The organism is Agrobacterium sp. YIC 4121 (genome assembly GCF_002008205.1).
GTDB lineage: Bacteria > Pseudomonadota > Alphaproteobacteria > Rhizobiales > Rhizobiaceae > Agrobacterium > Agrobacterium leguminum.
On sequence record NZ_MRDI01000003.1, the window covers coordinates 596,978 to 623,676 of the forward strand.

29 protein-coding genes, 2 tRNA genes and 2 pseudogenes are annotated in these 26,699 nt (G+C 57.6%); 17 read left to right on the plus strand and 16 right to left on the minus strand.

Annotation, left to right across the window (positions count from 1 at the left end):
• Positions 1 to 20: 20 nt before the first annotated feature.
• Positions 21 to 374: a nuclear transport factor 2 family protein gene (locus BTE54_RS07125; RefSeq protein WP_003522435.1), complete on the minus strand. Its 354-nt coding sequence runs from the start codon at positions 372 to 374 to the stop codon at positions 21 to 23.
• 396 nt (positions 375 to 770) lie between these two features.
• Here BTE54_RS07125 and BTE54_RS07130 point away from each other — a divergent pair, with 396 nt between their 5' ends.
• Positions 771 to 1,373, plus strand: coding sequence for a J domain-containing protein (locus BTE54_RS07130; RefSeq protein WP_003522436.1), 603 nt, complete (start codon positions 771 to 773; stop codon positions 1,371 to 1,373).
• A gap of 8 nt (positions 1,374 to 1,381) precedes the next feature.
• Here the strand turns inward: BTE54_RS07130 and BTE54_RS07135 are convergent, their stop codons facing one another.
• Positions 1,382 to 1,990, minus strand: coding sequence for a DUF922 domain-containing Zn-dependent protease (locus BTE54_RS07135; RefSeq protein ID WP_078051966.1), 609 nt, complete (start codon positions 1,988 to 1,990; stop codon positions 1,382 to 1,384).
• Positions 1,991 to 2,149: 159 nt separating this feature from the next.
• On the minus strand, positions 2,150 to 2,605 hold the full coding sequence (locus BTE54_RS07140; RefSeq protein WP_078051893.1) for a PRC-barrel domain-containing protein: 456 nt from the start codon (positions 2,603 to 2,605) through the stop codon (positions 2,150 to 2,152).
• 142 nt (positions 2,606 to 2,747) lie between these two features.
• On the opposite strand from BTE54_RS07140, the gene BTE54_RS07145 reads away from it, so the two are divergent.
• Positions 2,748 to 3,152: a DUF1801 domain-containing protein gene (locus BTE54_RS07145; protein WP_078051894.1), complete on the plus strand. Its 405-nt coding sequence runs from the start codon at positions 2,748 to 2,750 to the stop codon at positions 3,150 to 3,152.
• A gap of 63 nt (positions 3,153 to 3,215) precedes the next feature.
• Here the strand turns inward: BTE54_RS07145 and BTE54_RS07150 are convergent, their stop codons facing one another.
• From BTE54_RS07150 to uvrB, 3 genes are all read right to left on the minus strand, one after another.
• Complete coding sequence (locus BTE54_RS07150; RefSeq protein WP_078051895.1) at positions 3,216 to 3,695, minus strand: hypothetical protein; 480 nt, start codon at positions 3,693 to 3,695, stop codon at positions 3,216 to 3,218.
• 141 nt (positions 3,696 to 3,836) lie between these two features.
• Positions 3,837 to 4,673, minus strand: coding sequence for a hypothetical protein (locus BTE54_RS07155; protein WP_078051896.1), 837 nt, complete (start codon positions 4,671 to 4,673; stop codon positions 3,837 to 3,839).
• 407 nt (positions 4,674 to 5,080) lie between these two features.
• The gene (gene uvrB, locus BTE54_RS07165; protein WP_078051897.1) at positions 5,081 to 8,047 is read right to left on the minus strand and encodes an excinuclease ABC subunit UvrB; all 2,967 of its coding nucleotides are present in this window, start codon (positions 8,045 to 8,047) and stop codon (positions 5,081 to 5,083) included.
• Between the two features lie 267 nt (positions 8,048 to 8,314).
• Between uvrB and BTE54_RS07170 the strand changes: the two genes are divergently transcribed.
• The gene (locus BTE54_RS07170) at positions 8,315 to 8,668 is read left to right on the plus strand and encodes a DMT family protein (protein WP_003507620.1); all 354 of its coding nucleotides are present in this window, start codon (positions 8,315 to 8,317) and stop codon (positions 8,666 to 8,668) included.
• Between the two features lie 106 nt (positions 8,669 to 8,774).
• Positions 8,775 to 9,197, plus strand: a complete 423-nt coding sequence (locus BTE54_RS07175; protein ID WP_078051898.1) for a GNAT family N-acetyltransferase — start codon at positions 8,775 to 8,777, stop codon at positions 9,195 to 9,197.
• 18 nt (positions 9,198 to 9,215) lie between these two features.
• Here the strand turns inward: BTE54_RS07175 and BTE54_RS07180 are convergent, their stop codons facing one another.
• Entirely contained in the window at positions 9,216 to 9,599 is a 384-nt protein-coding gene (locus BTE54_RS07180; RefSeq protein ID WP_065655871.1) for a helix-turn-helix domain-containing protein, read from the minus strand.
• Positions 9,600 to 9,752: 153 nt separating this feature from the next.
• Here BTE54_RS07180 and BTE54_RS07185 point away from each other — a divergent pair, with 153 nt between their 5' ends.
• A complete protein-coding gene (locus BTE54_RS07185) occupies positions 9,753 to 10,364 on the plus strand; it encodes an NAD(P)-dependent oxidoreductase (RefSeq protein WP_078051899.1) in 612 nt (203 codons plus the stop codon).
• A gap of 12 nt (positions 10,365 to 10,376) precedes the next feature.
• Entirely contained in the window at positions 10,377 to 10,853 is a 477-nt protein-coding gene (locus tag BTE54_RS07190; protein ID WP_078051900.1) for a nuclear transport factor 2 family protein, read from the plus strand.
• 66 nt (positions 10,854 to 10,919) lie between these two features.
• Here BTE54_RS07190 and BTE54_RS07195 read toward each other — a convergent pair whose 3' ends face one another.
• The 4 genes from BTE54_RS07195 to BTE54_RS07210 form a co-directional block, all read right to left on the minus strand.
• Positions 10,920 to 12,284: a PepSY domain-containing protein gene (locus BTE54_RS07195; protein ID WP_078051901.1), complete on the minus strand. Its 1,365-nt coding sequence runs from the start codon at positions 12,282 to 12,284 to the stop codon at positions 10,920 to 10,922.
• A gap of 47 nt (positions 12,285 to 12,331) precedes the next feature.
• Positions 12,332 to 12,736, minus strand: coding sequence for a DUF2946 family protein (locus tag BTE54_RS07200; RefSeq protein WP_078051902.1), 405 nt, complete (start codon positions 12,734 to 12,736; stop codon positions 12,332 to 12,334).
• Between the two features lie 161 nt (positions 12,737 to 12,897).
• Entirely contained in the window at positions 12,898 to 13,290 is a 393-nt protein-coding gene (locus tag BTE54_RS07205; protein ID WP_063949081.1) for an acyl-CoA thioesterase, read from the minus strand.
• Positions 13,291 to 13,361: 71 nt separating this feature from the next.
• Positions 13,362 to 14,249 (minus strand): RNA methyltransferase, encoded by an 888-nt coding sequence (locus BTE54_RS07210; protein ID WP_078051903.1) that lies wholly within the window; start codon positions 14,247 to 14,249, stop codon positions 13,362 to 13,364.
• Between the two features lie 209 nt (positions 14,250 to 14,458).
• Here BTE54_RS07210 and BTE54_RS07215 point away from each other — a divergent pair.
• The 5 genes from BTE54_RS07215 to BTE54_RS07235 all read left to right on the plus strand — a co-directional run bounded on the left by BTE54_RS07215 (position 14,459) and on the right by BTE54_RS07235 (position 18,576).
• Positions 14,459 to 14,543 (plus strand) — tRNA-Tyr (locus BTE54_RS07215).
• 25 nt (positions 14,544 to 14,568) lie between these two features.
• Positions 14,569 to 14,642 (plus strand) — tRNA-Gly (locus tag BTE54_RS07220).
• 269 nt (positions 14,643 to 14,911) lie between these two features.
• Positions 14,912 to 17,122, plus strand: a complete 2,211-nt coding sequence (locus BTE54_RS07225; protein WP_078051904.1) for an ATP-binding protein — start codon at positions 14,912 to 14,914, stop codon at positions 17,120 to 17,122.
• Entirely contained in the window at positions 17,115 to 17,570 is a 456-nt protein-coding gene (locus BTE54_RS07230; RefSeq protein ID WP_065655878.1) for a response regulator, read from the plus strand. Before BTE54_RS07225 ends, BTE54_RS07230 begins: the two co-directional genes overlap by 8 nt.
• Before the next feature lie 13 nt (positions 17,571 to 17,583).
• Positions 17,584 to 18,576 (plus strand): HWE histidine kinase domain-containing protein, encoded by a 993-nt coding sequence (locus BTE54_RS07235; RefSeq protein WP_078051967.1) that lies wholly within the window; start codon positions 17,584 to 17,586, stop codon positions 18,574 to 18,576.
• A 54-nt stretch (positions 18,577 to 18,630) separates the two neighbouring features.
• Here the strand turns inward: BTE54_RS07235 and BTE54_RS07240 are convergent, their stop codons facing one another.
• The gene (locus BTE54_RS07240) at positions 18,631 to 19,005 is read right to left on the minus strand and encodes a response regulator (RefSeq protein ID WP_065655879.1); all 375 of its coding nucleotides are present in this window, start codon (positions 19,003 to 19,005) and stop codon (positions 18,631 to 18,633) included.
• 208 nt (positions 19,006 to 19,213) lie between these two features.
• Here BTE54_RS07240 and BTE54_RS07245 point away from each other — a divergent pair, with 208 nt between their 5' ends.
• Genes BTE54_RS07245 through BTE54_RS07255 form a run of 3 tightly spaced genes read left to right on the plus strand, consistent with a single transcriptional unit; the run spans position 19,214 to position 22,153 of the window.
• Positions 19,214 to 20,668, plus strand: coding sequence for a CHASE3 domain-containing protein (locus BTE54_RS07245; RefSeq protein ID WP_078051905.1), 1,455 nt, complete (start codon positions 19,214 to 19,216; stop codon positions 20,666 to 20,668).
• The gene (locus tag BTE54_RS07250) at positions 20,665 to 21,102 is read left to right on the plus strand and encodes a response regulator (protein WP_006316407.1); all 438 of its coding nucleotides are present in this window, start codon (positions 20,665 to 20,667) and stop codon (positions 21,100 to 21,102) included. The genes BTE54_RS07245 and BTE54_RS07250 overlap by 4 nt, the downstream gene beginning before the upstream one ends.
• A 4-nt stretch (positions 21,103 to 21,106) precedes the next feature.
• Entirely contained in the window at positions 21,107 to 22,153 is a 1,047-nt protein-coding gene (locus BTE54_RS07255) for a response regulator (protein ID WP_078051906.1), read from the plus strand.
• A gap of 77 nt (positions 22,154 to 22,230) precedes the next feature.
• Here the strand turns inward: BTE54_RS07255 and BTE54_RS07260 are convergent.
• The 3 genes and pseudogenes from BTE54_RS07260 to BTE54_RS07270 form a co-directional block, all read right to left on the minus strand.
• A pseudogene (locus tag BTE54_RS07260) lies at positions 22,231 to 22,574 on the minus strand (anti-sigma factor); the annotation flags it as partial.
• A 121-nt stretch (positions 22,575 to 22,695) separates the two neighbouring features.
• Complete coding sequence (locus BTE54_RS07265; protein ID WP_035263387.1) at positions 22,696 to 22,890, minus strand: hypothetical protein; 195 nt, start codon at positions 22,888 to 22,890, stop codon at positions 22,696 to 22,698.
• A gap of 129 nt (positions 22,891 to 23,019) precedes the next feature.
• Positions 23,020 to 23,346 carry a BA14K family protein gene (locus BTE54_RS07270; protein ID WP_078051907.1) on the minus strand — a complete coding sequence of 109 codons (327 nt, stop codon included), beginning with the start codon at positions 23,344 to 23,346 and terminating at the stop codon, positions 23,020 to 23,022.
• Between the two features lie 318 nt (positions 23,347 to 23,664).
• On the opposite strand from BTE54_RS07270, the gene BTE54_RS07275 reads away from it, so the two are divergent.
• Positions 23,665 to 24,114, plus strand: coding sequence for a hypothetical protein (locus tag BTE54_RS07275; protein WP_065655883.1), 450 nt, complete (start codon positions 23,665 to 23,667; stop codon positions 24,112 to 24,114).
• A gap of 671 nt (positions 24,115 to 24,785) precedes the next feature.
• Positions 24,786 to 25,112, plus strand: coding sequence for an MliC family protein (locus BTE54_RS07285; RefSeq protein ID WP_078051908.1), 327 nt, complete (start codon positions 24,786 to 24,788; stop codon positions 25,110 to 25,112).
• A gap of 471 nt (positions 25,113 to 25,583) precedes the next feature.
• On the opposite strand, the gene BTE54_RS07300 is transcribed toward BTE54_RS07285, so the two are convergent.
• The gene (locus BTE54_RS07300; protein ID WP_003522456.1) at positions 25,584 to 26,216 is read right to left on the minus strand and encodes a TerC family protein; all 633 of its coding nucleotides are present in this window, start codon (positions 26,214 to 26,216) and stop codon (positions 25,584 to 25,586) included.
• Positions 26,217 to 26,618: 402 nt separating this feature from the next.
• On the opposite strand from BTE54_RS07300, the pseudogene BTE54_RS25050 reads away from it, so the two are divergent.
• Positions 26,619 to 26,699: pseudogene (locus BTE54_RS25050) on the plus strand (elongation factor Tu); the annotation flags it as partial.

The window sequence follows — 26,699 nt, forward strand, 5'->3', positions numbered from 1 at the left end:
GTGGCGGTTTCGATGATCGCCTACGGCTTTATGTGATAGAGCTTGTGCACGATAGACCAGTTGCCGTCGCGTTCCAGCAGGGACAGATATTCGTAAAAATCCATACCGTCGAAACGGGTCGTCAGCTTCACCGAAGCGCTGTCGCCTTCCTTGTCGATGCCCATGATTTCAAAAGCGGGATCGTGATCGGGAAGGCCGCGTTCGCTCTTGCGCATCTGGTCGACAAAGTCCTCCAGGGATAGCCATTCGATTTCGCCTTCGAAGGTTCCGACGATGCTGGCGCGCGGGTCGAAAACGTCACGCATCAGGCTCTCATCCGCATAGGCCATGGCATGGACATAGTCCGTGACGGTCTGGGTAATCGTTTGCGGCATCGGATCATCCTCCCTTCTAATCCAAAGGCCAAGCTTACACCCGTTGACGTCTTTTCACCATAACCCCCTGAAAACGCGCCGGTTACGCTTCTTCCTGCGGTGTTTTTGCGCCGGCTGCGGCAGGCGCTGTGCGAAACCGTGCGGCATGTTTTGCCGCCGCTTTCCACAATTTTGTCCTGCCTGTCATTATAGTCGCCTTGGGTCCGACAAATTTCGGCATCAAGGGCTTTTCCGCCCGTTTTGATGCGGCGCGCCGCGAGGCTTTGTGTGGGCTTTGCCGGTTTAACCGCCGGGGCGGGGTGCCGCGCCGGGCGGAATTGGCCTATGATCCGCCCGCGTGCCAGACGGGAGCGGTGTTGGGCATGCGGGTAACAGTTTGCGTTTGAAGGTGTTTTTGTGATTGATCCCTATGTTTTGCTTGGCGTGGAGCGCGATGCCGACGAGGCGGCGATCAAGTCGGCCTACCGCAAGGTGGCCAAGGCCGCGCATCCCGATAGCGGCGGCGATGCCGAGCAATTCGCGCGCCTGCAGACGGCCTATGAGCTGCTGAAGGATCCGGTGCGCCGTAAGGTATTCGACGATACCGGTTACGATCCGCAGCTTGCCGACGCCAAGGACCTCAAGGGCCTGCTGATGCTGGAAACGCTGGTGAATGAATTCATTCTGGACGAACGCGAACCTGGCAGTTTCGACCCCGTGGCCGCCATGCGCCGCAAGCTGACCGACGATATTCTGAAAAGCCGTTTCCATATTCTCGAGCTGGAACGGCACCGCACGCGGGTTCGCAAACATATGGACCGTCTTGGCCGCAAGCCGGAAACCGATGTGCTGAGTTCGATGCTGCGCGCCCGCAGCCAATCCATCGCCGAAGCCATCCGTAATGCCGAAGCCCAGATCGAGGCAATCGAACAGGCCTACACGATGCTCGAAGGTTATTCCTACGAGCTGGAAAGCGTGACGCTGGCCGAGCCCTTGCTGAAAGGCGAGGCGGCGGAATAGGCGGCTGTTCAGGGGCCGTTGACGAGGGCGAGGATGAGCTGATGCACCCGCCCGCCGGGGGAAAGCTCGTCCCGGTCGAAATCGCGGCCGCGCTGGCGCTGCTCGTTGGAAAGCTCACCCAGTCGCTGTTGCAGAACGGCGCGCACCTTCTGACATTTGGCATCGTTTTCCGCCCTCAGCCCGATGCTGAAGGCCTCGATCTTTTTCACCATGTCGAGAATATGGTCACCATGGACGCGTTCGTGGGTTTCCACGCCGGAAATGAAGGTCCTCCAGCTGGCGGCGACTGCGGGCGGCAGATTGGCGGGCGCTTTCGGCCAGGTGTAGATGATAGTGAGATTGGGCCTTGCGGTGGCCAGCACGCAGGCGCCATCCGGCTGCGGACGGTAATCCCGCCGCCATGTCAGCTTGAAGGTGGTGTGGGCAATGGCCTGCACGCCGGCGGTCGGACCGCGCTCGCCGATCGATTGATAAAGCGCACCGCCCGTATTGCCGCTGATGGCATAGGTTTTTATCTGCTCGGCCGGTTTCCAGTCGGCCGCCTGCGCTGACAGCGGCAGGGTGCCGAGCGTGATGGCGGTGCTGATGGCAAAGGAAAAGAGGCTATTGGCGGGCACGCAGCGATCCTTGGTGATTTGCGCGCCGAAGATAGGCGAGAGCCGCGCCGTCAGGCAAGGGCCTTCCGGCGGGGAGTGCCGGGTTTTCCGATAGGTCGCCACATATGAAAACCCCCGCGACAGGGCGCGGGGGGACAAGCTTGGAGACTGCAGGGGTAATCAGTCGTCCAGCTTGTCGTAATCGAGCTTCGGAGCGTTCTGAAGCGCTTCCTTGGTGGTGTCGACATAGGCCTTCCAGGTGCCGTTCTCGTTGTGGACCGCAACGGAAGCCGGGTCGAGCACCACATAGCTCTTGTCGATGCCGAGGAAGCCGCCGACGCTGGCCACCAGGCCGATCACCGACTTGCCGTCACCGATGACGACATCTTCGATTTCACCGATGTTTTCGTCCTGGGCGTTATAGATGTCCATGCCATCGAGCTGGGAGGCGGTGAGGTCGGTCTTCTGGACATTGACGAACTTCAGCGGGCCGCTGGCCTTGGTGCCCATGGTAATGCCGGGGCCGGACAAAGTGGCGTCCGCGCCGGCAGCAGGGGCAGTAGTGGCCGTCTGGGCAAAAGCCACGGAAGAGGAGAGCGCTGCTGCGGCAGCGAGAGCGATGACCTTGATTTTCATGATGTTTCTTCCCTTTGTATGCTGAACGTTGCGTTCGGGGAGGAAACGGCGGGAGGCGGATTTGGTTCCTCATGGGAGGACAGGAAAATTTCGTCTATGCTGAAAAAAAGGATCAGGCGTGCGTCGAAATCGGGAGGATGTCATGGCGAAAAACACGGTGGCGAAAGATGCAGAGGAGACCGCACCATCGGACTTCATCGACCGGAAGATCGCGGAGCTCGGCGACTGGCGCGGTGAGACGCTCGCGCATATTCGCGCGGTGATCAGGAAGGCCGATCCGGAGGTGGTGGAAGAGGTGAAATGGCGCGGCGTGCCGGTCTGGTCGCATGCGGGCATCATCTGCACCGGCGAAACCTACAAGAGCGCGGTGAAGATGACATTTGCGAAGGGCGCTTCGCTGGAGGACCCGGCGGGGCTGTTCAATTCGAGCCTTGAGGGCAATATGCGGCGGGCGATTGATTTTCACGAGGGGGATGTCGTGGATGAGGAGGCGCTGGCGGCGCTGATCAGGGCGGCGGTAGTCCTGAATGTCGCACGTGTCCGCTAAAGTGATGGCGCTGGACAGATTCCGCTGTGAGAAAGGATGACAGATGGATAATTTAGACTGAAGCTAGTCAACCAGTTTTGTAATGCCGAGCGTTTTTTCTATCTGGCTTTTAGTGTTTTGTGGTCCTCGATGGTCGCTCGGCGTTTTAGACAGGGTGACAGGATCTAAACCCATGAAAGCTGACTTGGCTTCTAGCCGGATGTGTTTTTTATCTGCTTTCTCAACGTAACCATGCCGGAGGAGTATGTCTCGCATCTCCGAGGAAGAGCGCTTCATGTCCGTAGCAGCTCTTTTTATTTCCGACTTAAGATCAACTAAATCGTCGGAAAAAAAGGTGTTTTTTATGATTGATTCGAGAACAAATATACTTCTTTTGTCCAATCCATCTGCTTCTGCATGCGTCAAACAGGAGCGGATCGCCGCTCTGACTCGGTCAGAAAATTCGCCTTCATAGATTTCCAGACCAGTTCTTTCAACCAGATTTTGCGACAATAAGTTTTCTTCAATGTTCCCTAGGGAAACATCGTATGGTCTTTCGGACAACTGTTTCTCAAGTTCTTGTATTCTCTCGTTCTTTGCAATTATTTCATGCTGGTATAAATCTTCTATTTCTGCGTTTGTTAGCCTGTTTCGCTCTTTTATTCTCTGGATATATAAACTTTCTTCTTGGAGATTAATCCAGTCCTATCCCAGGGCTGGAGTTTGCGATCTAACTATAGTTGCGATCTTCCGCACTACAGAAAGTGTATTTACGTTCTCCGAGTTTTCTGATGACGAAAAAATTTTTCTGAGTAAGCCGTGCTTTGGCGCGATTACCCCGATGCTACCGCCATACGCATTTTTGCCGTCTACAATATTTTTCAGTTTTACCGCAAAATTGCGGGAAGGTTCTGCCACCACGTGGGCGACGCCGCCCAGATCATAGGCAAGTTTATCGATTTCTTCCGCACTAAACTCCCATTTACTGGTGCCTTTAGCTGAAATGTAGATAACGGGAAGGTGATGTGTGGACAGGCCGAGAGTGGTGTTTGCTGCGAGGTCTAAACCATTGGCGTCGTCTGTCAGCCAGATTGGCTTGTCGGATATCTGTAATACCCCGTCATTTGTTGGCCAATTATCATTTATCAACGTTCTGATTAAGTATGGCTTACGAGGAGTGTCTATGCGCGCGGTGGGACCAATGGCTGTGCATTGAGTCTTAAATCTGATAAAATTTCCGGTCGGTGAAGGGAAGTTTTGTTTTAATACAGCTTCAGTTCGCCAAAGGCGGCCTTCGTCATCTTTGATGTCATGCCGAAAACCTAGTGCGACAGAGTTATCGATATTCTCTAAAGATCGCAGTAAGAGCTCCTCTCCATTTTCTCCTCGGAGATGGGCGAAGCTTGTATCAAGTTCGTGATTGTTCGCTTTGTCGAGGACCGTGCTAAATTTATTCCCTCTCAACCATGCAACAACTTGGGAAACAAATTCTCCAGCCGTAATGCTATCTTTAATCGGAAACTCGGTAGCGAAAAGTGACATCGATTCTTTCCAAATGATTCCCCTTCGTGAAGGTTATATTTGCTTAGAATATAAGCAATAAATAATTTATGGGGATCTGGCTTTTAGACGCTACTTCAACGAGGTCGCTCGAAATTGGCGAGTCGCCACTTTTGGCGTTCACCACAAGCGCGTGGAGAATAAGGCCTGAGGAAGTTTCAAGGCTTGCAGCATCGCAGGAGAAGGTGCGCCTTTCCCGTACCGAGGGGCCGCGCATCAGGGGGAGTACGGAGATCGAGATATTGCGCGGCTATATCCAGGCGTTCTCCCGACCGGCCCGGCCTATTTCTCGACTTACATCAAACCTGCGCAAAATGAAGACTACGGCGCGCGCCCCGGCCATATTTTCGCGATACCCATGCATGGCGCTGAATAACGCCTAGGGCGCATCACCGCCCCGGCCGGCCCGTCTTGCCCTTGGTTCGGCTCTTGCGCTTCTGCTCGCCGGCGTCCTCATAGGAACCCGCGCCGATCTTGCCACGAACCAGCGGTCGGGGATCGTCCGTGGCGCGCTCCGGTTGGCCCTCCAGCAACGGTGAGAACCGTTTGCCGGGTTCTGTCTGGGGCTTGTCGGGCACCGCGCCGCGCACGGGTTTTTCGGTCCTGCCCACTGTCATCTCGTCCAGTGTGTTCCTGCGGAACAGCGGTTTTCCCGCATCCGAGCCGGGGCCCATTTCATCCAGCGAGGGTTTGGCGAAGAGGGATTTGCCGCTTTCGTTCGCTGCGGCACCCGTCTCCGTCCCGCCGGATGTCTCGCCCTCCGGTGGGGAGATCGACAAGTGGCTGCGTCTGTTGTTTTTTCCGCCGCCTTCGATGGCGCGGGCCTCTTCCTTGGCCATCGGGTCGTCCATGGTCGCCAGTTCGGCGGCCTTGAGGCGTTTGATTTCGTCGCGCAGGCGGGCGGCCTTTTCGAAGTCGAGATCGGCTGCGGCGTCGCGCATGGATTTTTCCAGCGCGTTGAGATGGGCCTGAAGATTGTTGCCGACGAGATGGCCGCCATCGGCGAAGCCCTTGCCGGAAACGCCAGAAATATCGGCCCTTACGTGATCGCGCTCATAAACAGAATCAAGAATGTCGGAGATCTTCGCCTTAACCGATTCCGGCGTGATGCCGTGTTCGGCATTATAGGCCATCTGCTTTTCGCGGCGGCGGGAGGTTTCCTCCATCGCCCGCTTCATCGAGCCCGTGATGTTGTCGGCATAAAGGATGACCTTGCCGTCAACGTTACGGGCGGCACGGCCGATGGTCTGGATCAGCGAGGTTTCCGAGCGCAGGAAGCCTTCCTTGTCGGCATCGAGGATGGCGACGAAACCGCATTCGGGAATGTCGAGGCCTTCACGCAGCAGGTTGATACCGACGAGAACGTCGAAAGCGCCGAGGCGCAGGTCGCGGATGATTTCGATGCGCTCCAGCGTGTCGATATCCGAGTGCATGTAACGGACGCGGACGCCCTGTTCATGCAGATATTCGGTCAGGTCTTCGGCCATGCGTTTGGTCAGCACGGTGCAGAGCGTGCGGTAACCCTTGGCGGCGGTTTCGCGGATTTCGCCGAGAACATCGTCAACCTGGCTGCGGGCGGAGCGCACTTCCACCGGCGGATCGATGAGGCCGGTCGGGCGGATGACCTGTTCGGCGAAGACGCCGCCGGACTGTTCCATCTCCCATGCGCCGGGGGTTGCCGAAACCGCCACGGTGAGCGGGCGCATTGCGTCCCATTCCTCGAAGCGCAGCGGCCGGTTGTCCATGCAGGAGGGCAGGCGGAAGCCATATTCGGCCAGCGTCGCCTTGCGCCTGAAGTCGCCGCGATACATGCCGCCGATCTGGCTGACGGAGACGTGGCTTTCGTCGATGAACAGCAGGGCATTATCAGGGATATATTCGAACAAAGTCGGCGGCGGCTCGCCGGGATTGCGGCCGGTGAGATAACGCGAATAGTTCTCGATGCCGGCGCAGGAGCCGGTCGCTTCCAGCATCTCGATATCGTAGCGGGTACGCTGCTCCAGCCGCTGGGCTTCCAGCAGACGCCCGGCCTTTTCCAGTTCGGCGAGGCGGCCCTTCAATTCTTCCTTGATCGACTTGATCGCGCCGTTCAGCGTCGGGCGTGGGGTCACATAGTGCGAATTGGCGTAAATTTTCACCGATTGCAGGTCACCGGTCTTCTGGCCCGTCAAGGGGTCGAATTCGGTGATGGAATCGATCTCGTCGCCGAACATCGATATGCGCCAGGCGGCATCCTCAAGGTGGGCGGGGAAGATTTCGATGGTATCGCCGCGCACGCGGAACGAGCCGCGCTGGAAATCCATGTCGCGGCGTTTGTATTGCTGGGCCACGAGGTCGGCCAGAAGCTGGCGCTGGTCCAACCGGTCACCCACCTGCATCTGGAAGGTCATGGCCGTATAGGTCTCGACCGAACCGATACCGTAGATACAGGAGACCGAGGCGACGATGATGCAGTCGTCGCGTTCCAGCAGCGAGCGGGTGGCGGAGTGGCGCATCCGGTCGATCTGTTCGTTGATCGAGGATTCCTTCTCGATGAAGGTGTCGGAGCGCGGCACATAGGCTTCCGGCTGGTAATAATCGTAGTAGGAGACGAAATATTCCACCGCATTGTCGGGAAAGAAGTTCTTGAACTCCGAATAGAGCTGCGCGGCCAGCGTCTTGTTGGGAGCGAGGATGACAGCCGGACGCTGCGTCGCCTCGATCACCTTGGCCATGGTGAAGGTCTTGCCCGAGCCGGTGACGCCGAGCAGCACCTGGCTGCGTTCGCCGGAGTTGATGCCTTCCACGAGGTCGTTGATGGCCGTCGGCTGGTCGCCGGCAGGCTGGTAGTCCGAGGCCATGCGGATGGCGACGCCGCCTTCCGATTTCGGCGGGCGGGCGGGCCGGTGCGGCGTCCACAGCTTGCCGTCTTTGAACAGCGGATTACCGCTCTCGATCAGTTTCGACAGCGCGTCCACCGTGGCGGTGACGGCGCCGGGCGCGAGGTTGGCGGCATCCTCCAGCGATACGTCCATGCCGGCGACCGGATTGAGACCGGCGGCGGCGCGGGTTTTCGGATCGCTCGATGCGCCGATGGAAACGCCGCGTGCGGTCTTGGAGGCCGTGGTGTTCTTGGCCGTCTTCGGGGGGGCTTTCTGGGCCTCCTTGCGCGCTTCGATCTCGATCTTCTTGCGGTGCTTGCCCGCCTTCGAGGCGATTTCGCGCTGGGTTTCCACGGAGGAAGCCTCCGCTTCCGCCTCGAGCTGCTTCACCCAATCGGCGACGCTGCCGCTGAGCGGCGCGCCTTCGAAGGACGATTGCGGAGCTTCCTCGAAGCCCGAGGGCGAGGAGGTGGAGTTTTTCGGTGATCTGGCCATAGGCGAAATATGGAGGGAGTCACGCATAAAGGGAAGGGGATGCGGTGAAAAAATGAGTACAAAAAGGAAACGAAGCGTGCGGAACAAAATTCGGCCGGATGCGTTGCGTAGCGGCTGAAGACAGCTTTGTTCAAATCCTTCGGAAATCGATTTCGGTTTTCGGGCGGATGCGCTAGAGCAAATCCATACGGCGGAATGAGGGTTTCCTTCTGACTGCCTTCTCCTGCCGCATTTCATGACATCCCTCCCTTTTTTCCAGGACCCATCATGCCGTTCTCAATCAGCCCTGCCCATATCTGGCCTGTCCTGATGCTCATCGCCTCCAATGTTTTCATGACCTTCGCCTGGTATGGCCATCTCAAGCACAAGGGCAGCGCGCTCTTCCTGGCGATTGTCGCCAGCTGGGGCATCGCCTTCTTCGAATATGTGCTTGCCGTTCCCGCCAACCGCATCGGTTCGGAGGTCTATTCGACCGCGCAGCTCAAGACCATCCAGGAAGTCATCACGCTCGCGGTTTTCGCGCTGTTTTCGATCTTCTGGCTTAAGGAAAGCATCACTATCAACCACGTGATCGGTTTCGCGCTGATCGCTTTCGGTGCGTCCTTCATTTTCCGCTCCTGAAAAGGAACAAATACCCCGGCGCTTGCCGGCCCGGAACCAGTCGCAACGGATATGAGGTGATGTATCGATGAAAATACGGCCTGCGACAGTTGACGATGCAACGGGAATGGTGGCGGTTCAGAACGAGATATTCTCGGCCGGCCTCCGAAAAGCGCCGACGGACATTACGGCGGTGCTGGAGCATTACCTCCAGCACGCCGACCGTATCGAATGCTCGGTCGCCGAGGACGATGACGGGCGTATACTGGGCTTCCAATCGCTGCGTTATGCGCGCACGGACAATCCCTATGGCGTGGCGGAAGGCTGGGGCATCATCGGCACCCATGTCAGCCCGCAGGCGGCACGAAGAGGTGTGGGATCCGCCCTCTTCGCGGCAACGCGCAGGGCGGCGGAGGCGCGTGGCCTTAAAAATATCGATGCCAGCATCGGTGCGGACAACATGCTCGGCCAAAGCTATTACGACGCCATGGGATTTACGACCTATCGCCAGCCGGCGGGGCTGGTCTGCAAGGTTTACCGGCTGGGCTAGACGCGGCCTGCTTCCGGATCAGCCGCGATTGTCGTTTTCGGAATATTGCAGGCGGGCCTTGCAGATGCGAACGTGGTTCTCGTCAGCCCATTGCACCAGCAATTGCATCGGCACCAGAAACGAGCGGCCGAGATTGGTCAGCTCATATTCCACGCGCGGCGGCACCTCGGCATAAAGCGTGCGGCGGATGAAGCCATCTTCTTCCAGCCGTTTCAGCGTGCGGGACAACATCTGCTTGGAAATATCGTCGATCCTGCGGTTCAGCTCGTTGAAGCGCAGCACGCCGCCCTGCAGGGCTTCCAGAACCAAAAGGCTCCATTGATCGCCGATACGGTCGAGCACATCGCGGATGGGGCAGGGCTGGTCGAAGGCAAAAACCTCTTTCGTCTGCGTATCCGCCATGTCCTTACCCCTTGCCCTGTTACCCTTGCAGGTCATCGCCATGTGACCAGATCAGCCGCCGCTGACTTCTTGCGGCTATGGCTGCGATACCATAGCTCTTCTTCGCGGTCTATAATTTAGACCGGTAACGATAGTGACAAGAGGAAAGAAGCCATGGCTAAAATCGCGCTCATCGGCGCTTCCGGCAATGCCGGGTCCCGTATTCTGAAGGAACTTTCCGACCGGGGACATCAGGTGACGGCAATAGCCCGCAATCCCGAAAAGATCGCCAGCCTGCCGAATGTGGTGGCAAAGAAGGGCGATGTTTTCGATCAGGCAGGGCTTTCGGAACTGCTGAAGGGTCACGATGCCGTGATCAGTTCGGTGCATTTCACCACCAGCGATCCGGCAACGCTGATCGAGGCCGTGCGCGCCTCCGGCGTTCAGCGCTATCTCGTCGTCGGCGGCGCCGGCAGCCTTGAAATTGCGCCGGGCCAGCGTGTGGTCGACCTGCCGGATTTTCCGGCCGCCTACAAGGCTGAAGCGACCAAGGGCGCGGAGTTCCTGGACCGGCTGAAACAGGAAAAGCAGCTCGACTGGACCTTCGTGTCGCCATCCGCCGAGTTCGTGCCGGGCGAAAGAACGGGCAAATTCCGCATCGGCAAGGATAATCTCCTCAGCAACGATGAGGGCAGCCGCATTTCCTTCGAAGACTATGCCATCGCGCTTGTCGATGAAATCGAGAAGCCGCAGCATTCCCGCCAGCGTTTCACCGTCGGTTATTGAGAGGTAACACCCATGAATTTCGTAACACGCCGTCTTGCCATCGCCGCTTTCGCCCTCGTGCCCGCCTTGATGGCGGCGCCCGTTCTGGCGCAAACCGCAACGCGGGATTTCGCGCAGGAAGAAGCCAACCGCAAACTGGTGATCGAGTTTTACGATACGGTCTTCAACAAGCATGAGGTTGACAAGGGCGCCGCCGTCCTCGTCGACGGCTACAAGCAGCACAACCCGATGGTGCCGGACGGCAAGGCGCCGTTCGTCAATTATTTTACCGGCTTCTTCAAGGAGAATCCGCAGTCGAAAGCGCGGATCGTGCGCAGCGCCACGGATGGCGATCTGGTCTATCTGCATATCCATTCAACGGAAAATGAAGGCGATCGCGGTAGGGCCATCGTCGATATCTTCCGCGTCACCGATGGCAAGATTACCGAGCACTGGGACGTGATCCAGGAGGTGCCGGAAAAGGCGGCGAACAATAATACGATGTTCTGAAGGCCGTTGCCGTCGCATTGCCGATAACGGGGAACAGCCGGGATTTTCGCCCGGCTGTTTTCATTTTCAGATCGCGCGTCGTTTCTGGCGCGACTGTACGATCAGATCCAGCGCCAGCATGGCCAGCAGGCTCGCGCCCACCAGCGGGAAAATGATGCCGCCGATGGCGAGTATGGCGAGTAGACCGTGCAGGACGCGTTTTTCCTGCGGCAGGGGCGGCACGCCGAGCGAACCCTTGGGGCGGCGTTTCCACCACATGATGCCGGCGGATACGGCAAGCAACACAATGCCGATACAGGCCGCCAGAAGCACGATCTGGTTGGCGAGGCCATATTGCTGGCCCAGATGCACGTTGATGCCCCATTCCAGCGCCTTGCCGAGCGGGCCGTAATCGGCGTAGCTCATATCGATCAGCGGTTTACCGCTATATTGGTCGAGATGGACGACCCGTTGCTGCGCGAGATCGTCGGGATAGACGGAGCCGCTATAAACGCCCGTCGGTTTTCCCGGAAGGGAGACAGCGTAACCGGCGGCAAGACCGAGCGCGTCGAAATGTGCTATCGCCTCGTCGATCCCGATTGGCTGGTCTTCGGCGGAATGGGTGGATTCCGGTATTTTCGCCTGCTCCAGTGACCAGCTTGTCTTCGCCACGTGGTCGAGATGTTCGCCCGACATCGGAACATCGGTGCGAATGCCCGCCGGATATCCGAAGTTGCTGCCATTCGCCCATTCATTGATCTTCGCACCCCAGACGCCCGACCAGGGCATGCCGGTGACCGCAAGGAAAACGATGAAAAAGCCGACGAAAATGCCGGTGACGGCATGGGTATCGCGCCAGAACACCCGCTTTTTCGGCGTGCCGCGCACGGTCACGACACCGCCGGTCTGTTTTCGCGGCCACCAGAGATAGATGCCGGTGGCGACAAGAAGGATGGACCAGCCGGCAGCGATTTCGATCAGATAGCGGGCATAGGTGCCGAAATATTTCAGGCTGTGGAGATAGCGGATCGTCCACATGACGGTGCCGCGATCCGGCAGGGAGCCGGCAACCTCAGCAGTGTAGGGATTGACGTAGACGGCCCGCTTTCCATCCGCCGTATTGACGGTGATTTCCGCCGACGCGCCCGGATCGGCGGGGGTGGTATATTTGACGGCTGCGCCGGGAACGGCCGCAAGTGCTGCACTCACGATCTCGGAAGGCAGCGCTTTCGGCGCATTTTGCACCACTTCGATCCGCTTCAGGTCTGAATGGATGAGATTATCGAACTCGTCCCGGAAGAGATACAGCGCACCGGTGACGGCGAGCGATATCATGAAGGGCAGGACAAAGAGACCGGCGTAGAAATGCCAGCGCCATACGGCGCGGTAAAGATTTGCGGACGAGGAATGCGCAGGCGCGCGCTCGCCCTCGAAAGAGGTCGTAACGGACATGGATGTCTCCGCAAGAGAATTGATTTTCCGGGAGGCCGGACAGTGTTCTAGCGTCGCGGAGCGGAGGGGGGTGCGCGTGGGCGCGATTCCAGATTGGGCGGCGATGGCGGCAACGCCGCCTCGATGTTCAGGAAGGTGACTTCGACCGCAGGAAGAATATTGTCCGCGCGCTCGACGGGAATAACCGGAAGAGCGGCGGCCGTGGCCGAAGCCAGACGGCAGAGCGTGCCGCAACAGTCGTCGGCGATCTTGCCGGCAGGGTTCTGTTTGCCGGAGCCGCCTTCCGGCAAATGGCTGGAACAGATGATCTCATCCGCCGCCAGCGCGGCCATCGCCATGTTGCCGCTTGTCAGGCCGTTGGCGAGGCCCTGCAAAAGGAAAAGCAGAACCGCCAGCATGGCGATGGCGCCAGCCGAACTTCTGTCCTGCATGATCCTGCGAATAAATCCCATGCAATCGGAATGTCATATTTGCGGCGAAATGTCACCGCGACACAATGACGGGAAGTGAGGGGCAATAACGATCCCGGCAAGGCGTGGGATGCCGATGCTGCTTATTGTTATACGTGCCGCTTAAATGGAGAGCGGCGCTGGAGCCCAGCGCCGCAGCGCGCTTATTCCGCTGCCGGAATGGGCGTGGGTTGTCCGTTTTCGTCCATCGCCACCATGATGAAGGTTCCGGCGGTGACTTTTTCCAGCTTGTCATAACGCGACCGCTGCGCCCAGGCTTCCACCGTCAGCGTGATGGAGGTGCGGCCAACGCGGGCGATGTCGGTATAGATGGACAGCGTGTCGCCGATCTTCACCGGCAACTCGAAGGCCATTTCCTTGACCGCCGCGGTGACGACGCGACAGCGGGAACGCTCTGCTGCACGGATACCGCTCGCCAAGTCCATCTGCGACATGACCCAGCCCCCGAAAATATCGCCGGCCGGATTGGCGTCGGCCGGCATGGCAAGCGTTCTGAGCGTCAGCTCGCCGGTCGGTTTGATGGTCTGCTCGGTCATGTTGAAATTTGCTCCTTGCGAAAAAGCGCAGCATGCGTTGCGCTTTGCGATTTCGCAAGGAAGGCGAAGCGTCAGGACGACGCTTTGCCCAGAAATTGCTGCGTTGCATAAAGGGCGATGGCTGCCGCATTCGAAACGTTGAGCGATTTGATCTCGCCGGGCATATCGAGACGGGCGAGCGCCGAGACGGTTTCGCGCGTTTTTTGGCGCAGGCCCTTGCCTTCGGCGCCCAGCACCAGAGCGATTTTTTCACCGCTGAAGGTCTGCTCGATGGGGGCGGGGCCTTCCGAATCCAGACCGACGGAGAAGAAGCCGAGCTTGTGCAACTCGCCGAGCGCATCGGCCAGATTGGTGATCTGGATATAGGGAATGAGCTCCAGCGCACCGGAAGCCGATTTCGCCAGCACGCCCGACTCGGTCGGGCTGTGGCGCATGGTGGTAATGACGGCGCCGGCGTTGAAGGCGACCGCCGAGCGCATGATGGCGCCGACATTGTGCGGATCGGTGACCTGATCGAGCACGAGAATGAGCGGGCTGTCCTTCAGCGCGCCGAGACGCTTGACCGGCAGCGGCCGGGTTTCCAGCATCACGCCCTGGTGGATGGCCTCGGGACCGAGCACACGGTCGATATCCTGAGGCGAAACCATCTCGACCGGGAAGGGCTGGGCATCGGCCTCGCCGATATCGAGACGCGCAAAGGCGTTCTGGGTGACGAAGAGCTTGACGATCTGCCGTTCGGGATTGGCGAGTGCCGCACGCACGGTATGCAGGCCGTAAAGATGCACCTGATCGGGCGCAAGCTGCGGCGGCTTCCAGTCGTCCGCGCCGCGGTTCTTGCGCCTTGGCTGCTGCGGGGTCGGAATTTCGCCGCGCTCGCGCTTGGCGTCGCGCACGGCGCGGCGCAGGTTGGCATAGTGCGTGTCGCGGGTGGATTTGTTCTTGGGATCGTCTTTGCTCATGGCGCCTTATATCTCCGCCGGGAGGCGCGCACCAGCCCCCGCGATAATCCACAGGGCCGTAAAGAGGTTTGAATTTTTTCCCGAAAATTCGTGAAAGGGCGTGTTGACAGAAACGAATGAGGCCGTCATATACGCGCCACAGACGACGCAACGGCGCTTCGCCGCAGCGAAATCTGAAGAGCTTGGTCGCTCGATCCTAGCAGAAAGCTGGAGGGATGCCCGAGTGGTTAAAGGGGACGGACTGTAAATCCGTTGGCTACGCCTACGTTGGTTCAAATCCAACTCCCTCCACCATTCTGCACGGATCGAAATCACCACCGCGGGTATAGCTCAATGGTAGAGCAGCAGCCTTCCAAGCTGAATACGCGGGTTCGATTCCCGCTACCCGCTCCAGCTAGCCCTGAAAAAATCGATAAATTCCCTCAATTGCTGGCTTCCCTTCGCTTTGCCGTGCGCGTGTAGCGCCTATTTCTGTGGGATGGTCCGGCACGCGAGCTTTTCACCGTCACGGTTCTGCCAGCCATGAATCGCATTGACGTCATATGGGCGCCATTTCAACCTCTTGCCAAAACGAGCGTTTACATCTTCGCAATAATCAATAGGTTGGCGGCATCTTTTGAGCAGGTCGAACGTTCTTGCAAAGAGAGCGGCTGGAGAAAGTTATGAGTTCAAATACGCCGAAACTGGATAGTTGCGGCGCCGAGCCCATCCACATTCCCGGTGCTATTCAGGAACATGGGGCCCTTCTGGCTCTGTCCGCGCGGGAATTTTCCCTGGTGCAGGCGAGCGATAATCTTGCCGATTATATTGGTGTGGCCCTGCCAATCGGGGTCGTCGTCACCGAAAAAATCTTGCCTTTCATCTCCGCACTCTCCGTCTGGTATTCCTCCGAAGAGAGCAACTTCCGATATGCGTGGGCCGAAAAGAAACTCGATGTTTCGGCGCATCGATCAGGGACTTTGGTTATTCTCGAGGTGGAAAAGGCAAGAGAGGGCGAGTCGGCTGAAAAGCTGATGGGCGAACTTACCAATCTGGCGCAATATCTGAACAGCGCGCCATCGCTGGAGGACGCTCTTTCGCGGACCGCGCAATTGGTGTCCTCGATCAGCGGTTATGATCGTACCTTGATTTATGATTTCGGACTGGACTGGAGCGGCCATGTCGTGGCGGAAGCCGGAAGCGGGACTTTGCCGTCTTATCTCGGACTTCGCTTTCCGGCGGGCGATATCCCGCCGCAGGCGCGGCAGCTCTACACCATCAATCGCCTGCGAATGATTCCCGATGTCGATTATAAGCCTGTCCCGATCAGACCGCCGGTCAATGCGGAAACGGGAGCGGTGCTGGATATGAGCTTTTCGCAGCTTCGCAGCGTGTCGCCGGTTCATCTCGAATATATGCGCAATATGGGCACGGCCGCTTCGATGTCCGTGTCTATCATCGTTAATGGCACTCTGTGGGGCTTGATCGCCTGCCACCATGCGACACCCCATTCGGCATCCTTTGCCGTCCGTGAAGCCTGTGATTTTGCGGCACAGCTCCTGTCTATGCGGATCGCGGCCGAGCAGAGTTCCCAGGATGCATTCCGCCGGGTGGAGCTTGGCCAAATTCAGGCGCGTCTCTTGAAAGGCATGGCCGCCGCCGAAAAATGGGTTGATGGACTGCTTGCGGGTGACGACGAAAAAAACGACCTGCTGAAACAGGTGGGAGCGGACGGCGCTGCACTCGTCCTTGGCGACGACTATGAGCTTGTCGGCAGAACGCCGTCACGGCAGCAAGTTGAAGAGCTTGTCTTATGGTTCGCAGAGAAGGACGTTGTGGATGTTTTTGCAACCGACAATCTGGCCGGCGATTACGCTGCCGCTGAGGCCTATGCTGCCGCCGCAAGCGGAATTATTGCGATGCGGGTTTCGGAATTGCACGGCAGTTGGCTTATCTGGTTTCGGCCGGAAGTCATAAAAACGGTGCGCTGGGGCGGTGATCCGCACAAGACGGTGCAGGAGAGCGGGCGCATTCATCCGCGCAAGTCCTTTGAAATCTGGAAGGAGCAATTGCGCAATACGTCTTCTCCATGGTCGGAGGCCGAGCTTGCGGCGGCGAGGGAGCTTCGCAGCGCGATCATCGGCATTGTCCTGCGCAAGGCCGAGGAGATGGCGGATCTGACACGGGAATTGCAGCGGACCAACAAAGAGTTGGAGGCATTTTCCTATTCCGTTTCGCACGACCTGCGTGCCCCGTTCCGTCATATTGTCGGGTTTGCGCAGTTACTGCGGGAGCGCAGCAATGTTCTGGACGAGAAATCCCTGCATTATCTGCAGATGATATCAGAGGCGGCGCTGGGTGCCGGCAGGCTGGTGGATGATCTCCTGAATTTTTCACAGCTTGGCCGCACGCAACTCACCCTGAAACCCGTGGATATGCAGAAGGTGGTGAGCGAAGTTCGTCGCTCTCTGGCGCCCGCCGTTGCGGATCGCCAGATAGAGTGGCGCATCGGAGAGTTACCGGTGATATTCGGGGATGCGACCCTGCTGCGGCAGGTCTGGTACAATCTCATCGAAAATGCCATCAAATATTCGTCTCGGGAGCCGGTCTCGATCATCACCATTTCTGCGGTTGAAACCGAGGATGACGTCACTTATTCGGTCGAAGACAATGGTGTTGGCTTCGATATGGCCTATTACAGCAAGCTTTTTGGTGTGTTCCAGAGGTTGCAGCGGGTAGAGGATTTCGAGGGAACGGGCATTGGACTGGCGCTGGTGCGACGAATTGTCGAACGCCATCACGGTTCGGTCGGTGCCGAGGGAACTGTCGGTGAGGGAGCCACGTTCTTCTTCACATTGCCGGTTATGAAAGTTGAAGAGGAAAAAATTGCCTGAACTCAGACCCATTCTGCTGGTGGAAGACAATCCACGCGATCTGGAACTAACGCTGACCGCTCTTGAAAAATGCCAATTGGCGAATGAGGTGGTGGTGGCACGCGATGGCACCGAGGCACTCGACTATCTGAATGTAACCGGTAGCTATCATAACCGCTCGGCTGGTGATCCGGCGGTAGTTCTTCTCGACCTCAAACTGCCGAAAGTGGATGGGCTTGAGGTGTTGCAGACGGTCAAGGGCAGCGATCACTTGCGGCACATTCCGGTCGTCATGCTGACGTCTTCGCGAGAAGAACAGGATCTCGTCAGGAGCTACGAACTCGGCGTGAACGCTTTTGTCGTCAAGCCTGTGGAATTCAACCAGTTCTTCAAGGCGATACAGGATCTTGGCGTCTTCTGGGCTCTTCTGAACGAACCGCCACCGGGTGCACATCGCAATGGCGGATGAGGCGGTGTCGCGAATGGAGGCAAGCAGACTTCTTCTCCTGGAAGACAGTTCTGTGGATGCCGAACTGATCGAAGAACAGCTTTCACGCCTTTCGCCGCCACCTGCGGTAACGAGAGCCGTCGGCAAGGCATCGTTCATTGAGGCGTTGGAAAAACAGCAGTTCGATATCATTCTCGCGGATTTCTCCTTGCCGGACTTCGATGGCATGTCGGCGCTCGATGTCGTTATGGCGAGAAGACCCGATACGCCGTTCATTTTCGTGTCCGGTGTCTTAGGCGAGGACGCGGCGATCGATGCATTCCGCCGCGGGGCGACGGATTATGTTCTCAAGCAGCGGCTTGTGAGACTGCCATCCGCTGTCGAGCGCGCGCTGGCGGAAGCCCGGGAGAAACAGGAGCGAAAGCGGGCGGAGCTGCACAAGGAGCTGCTCGTTCGTGAGCTCAGCCATCGCGTCAAGAACACGATGGCGATGGTCGTTTCAATCATTCGCAGAACGGCCAAAGGCAGCACCTCCATCAAGGATTACCAAGAACGGCTGGTGGCCCGCGTGAGTGCCCTTGCGGAGAGCCATGCGCTGCTTTTTCAGAGTAATTGGGGTGAGACGAATCTGAGGGATGTCGTGACGCGGGCGATCGAGCCGCATAACACCTTTGCGAGCAGGATCGAGCTCGACGGTCCGGATGACGTACAGGTGTCGCCGAAATCGGCGCTGGCGCTGGGGATGATCCTGCACGAGCTAGCCACAAATGCCCAGAAATACGGTTCTCTTTCCGGCGCAAACGGAAAGGTCGAGGTTGTCTGGAGAAAGATTCTGAACGGAGACGGCCATGACTGCATCGACCTGCGGTGGCAGGAAAGTGGCGGCCCGCCTGTTTCCGTGCCGCAGGATACCGGATTTGGAACAACCCTGATAACAAGGGGTGTGCAATACGAATTGCAGGCGGAAAGCGAAATTCGCTATGATCGCGACGGCTTGCGATATCAGGTCATTTTTCCCCTGAACTAAGTCGCCAGACGAAAAGAAGCCGAGTGGGGCATCAGACCGAGATTGGCCCCGCACTTAGTTGGTCAGTGAAAACTCGTTCGCCAGAACACGCGACAGATTGTCGAAATCGCAGGGTTTGGAGACGACCGTCAGCCCGTCGAGCTGCGCGCGGACCCCGGGTATCTCCGCATATCCGCTGCAGATGACGAAGGGGATGTTTGCCGCCTTGAGCTCTTCAATGACGGGTAAGGACAATTCGCCTCGCAAATTGAGATCGATGACGGCGCCATCCAGATCGGTGTCGTTTATTTTCTCTAGGGCGGCACCGATGTGCGAAACCGGCCCGACGACATTGACTCCCAGATCGGAAAGGAAATCCTCCATATCCATCGCCAGAAGCGCGTCGTCCTCCAACACGAGGATTTGTTTTCCCTGGAAACTATAGCTCATTGTTACCGCATTTTCGTCATTTGGGCTCAGTCTGGCACCGCCAATCAACATTGCAAAACCCCTAAGTCCCCAACTGGTTCCTTCCATAAATAAAAAGAAAACAGTCGCCTGTGATGTCGTCGTACTCTAGTTTGCAAACTCAATTCGTGCCTACCGGGAATGTGTTTCTGTGACTGGTTTTTCACCGTTTGCCCAACGAAGCCTTTTGATGCTTGCCGTGGGTGTTGCGATTTTGATTGGCATGGTCTCCATGTCGTTGTGGCTTGTGCAGGTGAATAACCGCTATTCCCAGGAAACAGCGGAACTCCGACGTTTCCGTGCCGCTGTTTTGGATGTGCTGACGACGATGCAGGACATCGAAACCGGCCAGAGGGGATATCTGCTGACCAATAATCGCGATTATCTTCTGCCTTATGAAGAAGCCCTGCGTGGCTTGCCTCAACGCCAGTCAAGACTTTTCGATCTTCTGACGGAAGACGAGCAATACAAGCAGTCTCTTTCGGGCCTGAGGCAGGCAATCGACGCGAAGTTGGCCGAGACCCGCGAGACCATAGATCTGCAGCGTGCGGGCCGAATAACGGAGGCGGTTGAGGTCGTCCGCAATAATGACGGCAAACGCTTCATGAACGAGATCAGGAGTATTCTGTCTGACCTGCAATCGGACACAGATGATCGCTTGCGCATCATCGTTGCGGATCAGCTGGGGGCTGCCAATACGCTGCGGTGGGTGACGGTCGGCGGTGCGCTCGCCATCCTCATTGTGGTGGGTGGTTCGATCTTCCTTGTCTTCACCTATATCCGCGCCCTGACAAGGTCGCGGGAGGATGTCGATGAACTCAATCGTCATCTTGAAGAACGTGTAGAGGAAAGAACGCGCGATCTCCGGCGAGCCAATCAGGAAATTCAGCGCTTCGCCTATATCGTAACGCATGACCTGCGCGCGCCGCTCGTCAATATCATGGGCTTCCTCTCCGAATTCGATACATCGCTGAAGCCGGTGAGCCGTTATGTTCTCGCAGATGGCGAGTCGCTGCCGGAAGATGTTATCCGTGAGGCGCGGCTGGCTGTTGAAGAGGATATTCCAGAGGCTATCGGCTTCATTCGCTCGTCTACCCGCAAAATGGATCAGCTGATCAACGCCATCCTTAAAATATCCCGCGACGGCCAGCGAAAGCTACAGCCGGAAAAGGTTGATATCGAAATGTTGCTTTCGTCGCTGTCTGAGACGGTGCGTCACCAGATCAACGCCAATGGCGGTGAGATTGAGGTCGATACGCCGAAGCTGACGATCGTGACCGATCGAATATCCCTTGATCAGATTCTTGGAAATCTTTTCGACAATGCGGTGAAATACCAGATGCCTGGCCGTCCGCTGAGGCTGACGGCACGAGCCTATCCAGCCGGGCGGGGGGCGATTTGTATCGAGGTCGCCGACAACGGGCGCGGTATCGGCGAACAGGATCTTGAACGGATTTTCGAGCTCTTTCGCCGGGCGGGCAGTCAGGACCAGCCGGGAGAGGGCATTGGTCTCGCGCATGTTCGTTCGCTAATCAGAAATTTAGGAGGTGACATTAAAGTCGAGTCTAAACTCGGTGAGGGCAGTACATTCATCCTGCTGATGCCGAGCGATCTCAGACGAGTCACCAAGGAAGGCGAAAAATGAAAGCGACCGGTCAGGAAGTAACGATCGTGATGATCGAAGATGACGAAGGCCATGCCCGGCTGATCGAGAAGAATGTGCGGCGTGCCGGCGTGAACAACGAGATCGTGCCTTTTACGCTTGGCGCCAAGGCGCTGGATTTCATATTAGGCGAAAGTCGGGATGGGCTTGTCAGCAAGGACCGCTATCTTCTCGTCCTGCTCGATCTCAATCTTCCGGATATGTCGGGCCTTAACATTCTCGAGCAGATCAAGAGCAATGAATATACCCGCCGCTTGCCTGTGGTGGTTTTGACAACGACCGACGATGAGACTGAAATTCAGAAATGCTATGATCTTGGCGCGAATGTTTATATAACCAAGCCGGTCGACTATGAGGGCTTTGCCAACGCCATCAAAAATCTCGGCCTGTTCTTTTCCGTAATTCAGATACCTTGAAGGCATGATGGCTTTGCGCGTTTTGTACGTCGATGACGACCCGGCTTTGGCTCGGCTTTCGAGCCGCGTTCTTGGTCGTCACGGTATGGAGGTGGTTCACGCCACCTCGGTCGCTTCCGGTCTCGAGCTTTTTCAAAACGGGCAGTTCGATGTCGTCGTTCTCGACCACTATTTCCAGACGGCAACTGGCATGGAATTTCTTGCCGCGATCCAGACGATACCGGCAAGGGCTCCTGTTCTCTATGTGACGGGGTCCAACGAGGCCCAGATCGCCATAGACGCGCTCAAGGCGGGTGCTGCCGACTACGTCATCAAGAATGTCGGGGACGACTTCTTTCCGCTTCTGCTCACGGCAATCGAGCAGGCATTGGAAAACCATCGCCTGCGCCAGACCAAGGAAGAGGCCGATCGTTTGCTGGTAAAGGCCAAAGAACACGCGGAAATGATGGTGAAGGAGATGAACCATCGTGTCGCGAACAGCCTATCGCTGGTGTCGGCCATGATCCGCTTGCAAATAAACACCCTGAAATCGCAGGAAGCGGAAACCGCGTTGCTGGAAACGCAAAGCAGGATTTCGGCCATCGCCGGCGTGCACCGCAGCCTCTATAATACCGCCAATGTCGGGCTGGTCTCCCTGAGTTCCTATCTAACCTCCATCATCGGCGACCTGTTCCAGGCGGTGCCCGGCTCTTCTTCCGTCACGGTCGAGACTTCGCTTTGCGAAATCGATCTCAAGGCGGATCATGCCGTGGCGCTTGGTGTCATCATAACCGAGCTTCTGACCAATGCGCTGAAATATGCTTATCCTGACCAGACCGGTACGGTTCGCGTCAAACTCTCCGAAGATGATGGACAGTTTGTTCTGCTGGTGGAGGATGACGGCGTCGGCGTGCCGTCAAATTCGACTCCGCGTGGCACAGGCCTCGGTACGAAGCTGATCATGGCGATGGCGCAGAATATCGGTGCACGTGTCGAGCAGACCCATACGCATCCCGAGTTGAGGCAGGGAACGCGTTTTACGATGACATGGCATGAGAAGCGGCAGGATTGATTTTCTGCTTTTACCACTGCCAATAATGAGAGCGGCGCAGAAGCTTCTCTCAGGCGGTGCTAAACCGGTTTGACAACTCACAGATGCCGCGCCGTGCCGATAGCGATGAACGGGCCGGTTGCCTGACCGGTCGGAGAGCCTCCAAAGGGCTCCACGCTGATTGCGAAGGTCGTTCCATCCGTTATGGTGCCGCGCATGTCGGCGGGAATGACGAGGTCGCCGTTCGTGCCCGGCTGGAAAACGCCAAGCGAGAGTGTCTTGAACCATCCATGACGAGCCACAATTCTAACGATTTTTCGTCCGTCTTGCCGGTTGCGACCGGCACGATACGCATCCGGCCCGATTCCGCATCGTAGGACGCAAGGAGATTGACCTGACTGTCGGTTGTCGCAAGCTCAGCCACAAGCGGGTTGGTGCCTTTAGCCTCGGCGGAAACATGCGGCCGTCTTCTGGCATTTTCCACCTGTAGGAAGCGTTCTTCCTGAGCGCCCTGTTATGAGGTCTGACTGCGTCTGGGAGCTGCGGCCATGCAGAACGCGTGTTCAGGATGGCTCCAGCGCCGACTGGATCCGCAGTTTTTCCGCGTCCAGTTCACTCAGCCTTCCCATATGCGCCGTGATTTCCTCAAAGATCGAGGTGCGATCCGTTTTCGACAGGCGCTCCACGCGACGCAGGGCCGTGATGACCTCGATCAGATCAAGTCGCTCCTGCTCAAGCTTTTCCAGATTCCAGAACATCGCGTTTTCCCCGTTGGCACGCGTTCAAACGGTTCGCCGGGCAAAAGGTTCAGATCAGTCGAATTTAAGGTAAATTTTATCTTGTCGGCAACGGCCCGGGCTGGAGATGTTCCCCCGGGCCTCACCGAATCAATAGGGTGAGCGGCACTGCGTCCGCGTGCCGGCAGGCGCCATATAGCTGTTGTCGGTGGGGTGGTAGGATGTGTAACGCGCCGCACACCATTTTATATGGTTGATCTCGGCTTGAGACAGGGCGTAGCCGTTAGGCACGGCTTCTTCGCCTTTGCCTGCCGCAAAGGCAGACGCCGGGTAGCCTCGCTGATTTGAATTCTGCGCCTGCGCCTGTGTTTCGTAGGCCGGCTGTATGAGGCTCAACGCATGGGCGGGCACGACAGCAGCGGCAGATATCGCGACGCCAAGAGCGAGCGCGGAGATGGTCTTCGGCATCCTCAACATCGATAAATCCTCGTTATTCGTTCGGTATGCTAACGAAAACTTAGGAAATTCGTTCCGGCGAAGGATTGACGCCACACGAACACGTGATTCTCCAGGCTGGGCGCGGGAGGCGGTTGAAGCGGCAATATTGGGATGCTTTCGGTCCTGCGGCGGCTTTCATGATGACGGTGCGATGCTGCCTTCAACGGGAAAATGATGTGTCCGGTGAGCAAGTTCCATTCCCGCCTGCTTCGCTTCTCCGTCCTTTCGCACTGCTCGTTGACAAGCGGAAAATCCGGTCAGATAGTCGGCCGGCAATCATGCAAACGGGAGTCTTCAATGTTTAACAGGGTTGTCATTCTCTCATCCTTTGCGCTGCTGGCATCGGCGGCGTTTGTCTCCCCCGCAGCCGCACTCACCATGAAGGAGTGCAGCGTGAAATATCAGGCGGCGAAAGCCGATGGGTCGGCCAAGGACGTCAAGTGGAACGACTATCGCGCCAAGTTCTGCGGCAGCGAGGCGGCAGCCGAGGATGCGGCCGACGACAAGCAGGTCGCGGCCACCACCGAAAAAGAACCCGAAAAAGCGACGACAAAGGCCCCGAAGGGCGTCGCTTTCCCGAGTGCTGTCGATAAGAAATACTCAAGCGAGACGCCCGCAAAGGCGCGCCTGAAAACCTGTGTCGACTCCTATCACAAGAACAAGAATGACGGCACGCTCGGCGATCTGAAATGGATCCAGAAGGGCGGCGGCTACTGGAGCCTGTGCAACACGGCCCTGAAAAGCTGAGACAGGCGGGGGCGGATTACCTCTGGCGTTAGCGCGTTATCCGGCAGGGTTTCGGATAACGCGCGAGTCGATTCGGTCGCGATCGTTTCTCCTCGCCCCCCTTTTTCCTTCCCGTCATTCGCCAGCAGATGCGGATATCCCTTCCTGGCCGCGATCAGGACCTGATCGCGGATGAGTCCATTCCTTGGAGGGTGGAAACGTGTCGCATGGGGCAACCCCGTTTTCGGGCGGGTAAAATCTGCGAATGGCTTGCGATTCAGTCTCTTGATAGAAAGACTTGACCCTGCGGCTTGATCCGCATCCAGCAATTCAACGGCTGCGGCTGTCCGACGACGGCTCGCCGGCAATGTGGGCGGATGACCAGACGATTTCGAAACTATCTCACCGTGCTGGCCATATCGCTGCTGATGTGGACGGTGATCCTCGGCGTCGTTTATTGGCTGTTTCGATAGGTTTTATCACAGCTTGCCGGCCTGAATGAAAGTGCCGCAGGGCCTGTGCGGCGATTAAGCCGCCACATGCCTGCGAGGCCGATATTCCCGAAAATTTGATATGGTGAGAGGCGGCCGCCCCATTTCGGTTTTGCTGGCGTGACCTTATGGTTCGGTGAGATCAGGAAAGGGTCATCATGAAAAAAATCCGTTGCCGCGACGTGCCTTGCAGCTTTCTCCATGTCGGTCGCTACCGGCGCCATGGCTGAAGAGCTGGTGATTCCGCTCCCGAATGACACGACGGTTGAAAAGGTGGAGACCGTCTACCAATGCGCCGCCGACAAGGTGGAGGCCGTCTATTTCAATGCCGGTGAGATCAGCCTCGTGCGGCTTGGGCTGAAGGATGGCGTCACCGTTGCCGCAAATGTCATTGCCGGGTCAGGCGCCAAATATCAGGGCGGCATTTATGTCTGGTGGTCGAAGGGCGAGGAGGCGGATCTTTACGATCTGATGGCGGATCCGGAGATGAAAAAGCCGGTTCATTGCGTCGAGGCCAGGAAATCCTGAGCATCTGCTCGTTCCCGCAAAGGAGCGGCGGCAGGGCGGTTTTTGAAAACCTTGCCATGCCGCCGGTCAGCGTGGGAGTGCGCGCGCGGCGCGTTCAGCCAAGAACGAGCGACGCAAGAAGCGCCAGCAGGATAAGAGAGCTGGCGACAACACCGAGCCTCACCCTGCGAAGGCGGCGGGTACGACCGCCGCTCCAGTCATAAGCCATTGGCAGCTTTACCTTTCTTTTTATTATTATGACTTATTAATTAGCTCCGTAGGCTTGCCCGTGGCTGACCTCAATTGCCAGAATCCATCGGCGAAAATTCACGATTTCCCTGTCTTCTCCCGATGTTGCAGCAAGCGCGGCGATTGATTCTTCCTGTCCTGCGACGGCAAGGAGGGTGAGGGGGCCTGATGGGCGCAGGCCATGAAAAAAGCCCGGAAACTGGCGTTTCCGGGCCTTGTGGAGAAGCGTTTCTGCTGGTCGTTTCAGCTCAGATAGGGCTGGAGATAGGGCAGAACCTCGAGCGTGCCGTGATACAGCATGTTGAGGGCGACGTAGATGATGACCATCAGGCCGAGATAGGAAATCCAGCGATAGCGGTGCAGCAGCTTGGCGACGAAGTTGGCGGCAAGACCCATGAGCGCAATCGAAACGACGAGGCCGATGATGAGCACCGTCACATGTTCCTGCGCGGCGCCGGCGACGGCAAGGACATTATCCAGCGACATGGAAACATCGGCGATGACGATCTGGGTCGCGGCCTGGAAGAAGGTCTTGTGACCCTTCGTCAGGTCGGCCTCTTCGTCCGTCACCTCGTCTTCGATGGAGCCTGCGGCCTCACGCAGTTCCGTCCACATCTTCCAGCACACCCAGGCGAGCAGCAGGCCGCCGAACAATTGCAGGCCGACAATGGCGAGAAGCTGCACGGTGACGGCGGCAAAGCCGATGCGCAGAACCGTGGCGGCGATGATGCCGACCAGGATCGCCTTGCGGCGGAGGTGGGCGGGCAGACCGGCGGCGGCAAGGCCGATGACGATGGCGTTGTCGCCCGCCAGCACGAGGTCGATTGCGATGACCTGTAAGAATGCCGTGAAACCGGCGGCTGTGAAGATTTCCATGGGATGGTCCTGAAACGGATAGAGAGGTCGCGAGGGAAGCGACGGATCGAGATATGGCTTGGGATGGCGCGCCTGCGCCGGATTCCAGTCGCCCGTCTCCCCCCGGCGATGAAATGTCCTTAAGCCATCATGCCGGTGCAGGTAAAGAAGTTGTGATAGAAATATCTTATTTAGTGATCGGCCAGTCGGGAGGACGGGCTCGTCGGGCCGATGTCCGCTTCGCCTTTGCGAGGGTTTGAATGTCGCAAATCAGATACCATATACGGGCCTCAAGGCACGCTTAGGGCGCGCGCGAAGGCGCTTTCACAATTAAGTCTTGCGCATTCGCTTACAAAGCCTTAAACGGCGACACCAAACCGGTACGCCGGGGAAACTACTTCACGTTCACAGGAAGCAATTCACATGGCAAAGAGCAAGTTTGAGCGCAATAAGCCGCACGTCAACATTGGCACGATCGGTCACGTTGACCATGGCAAGACGTCG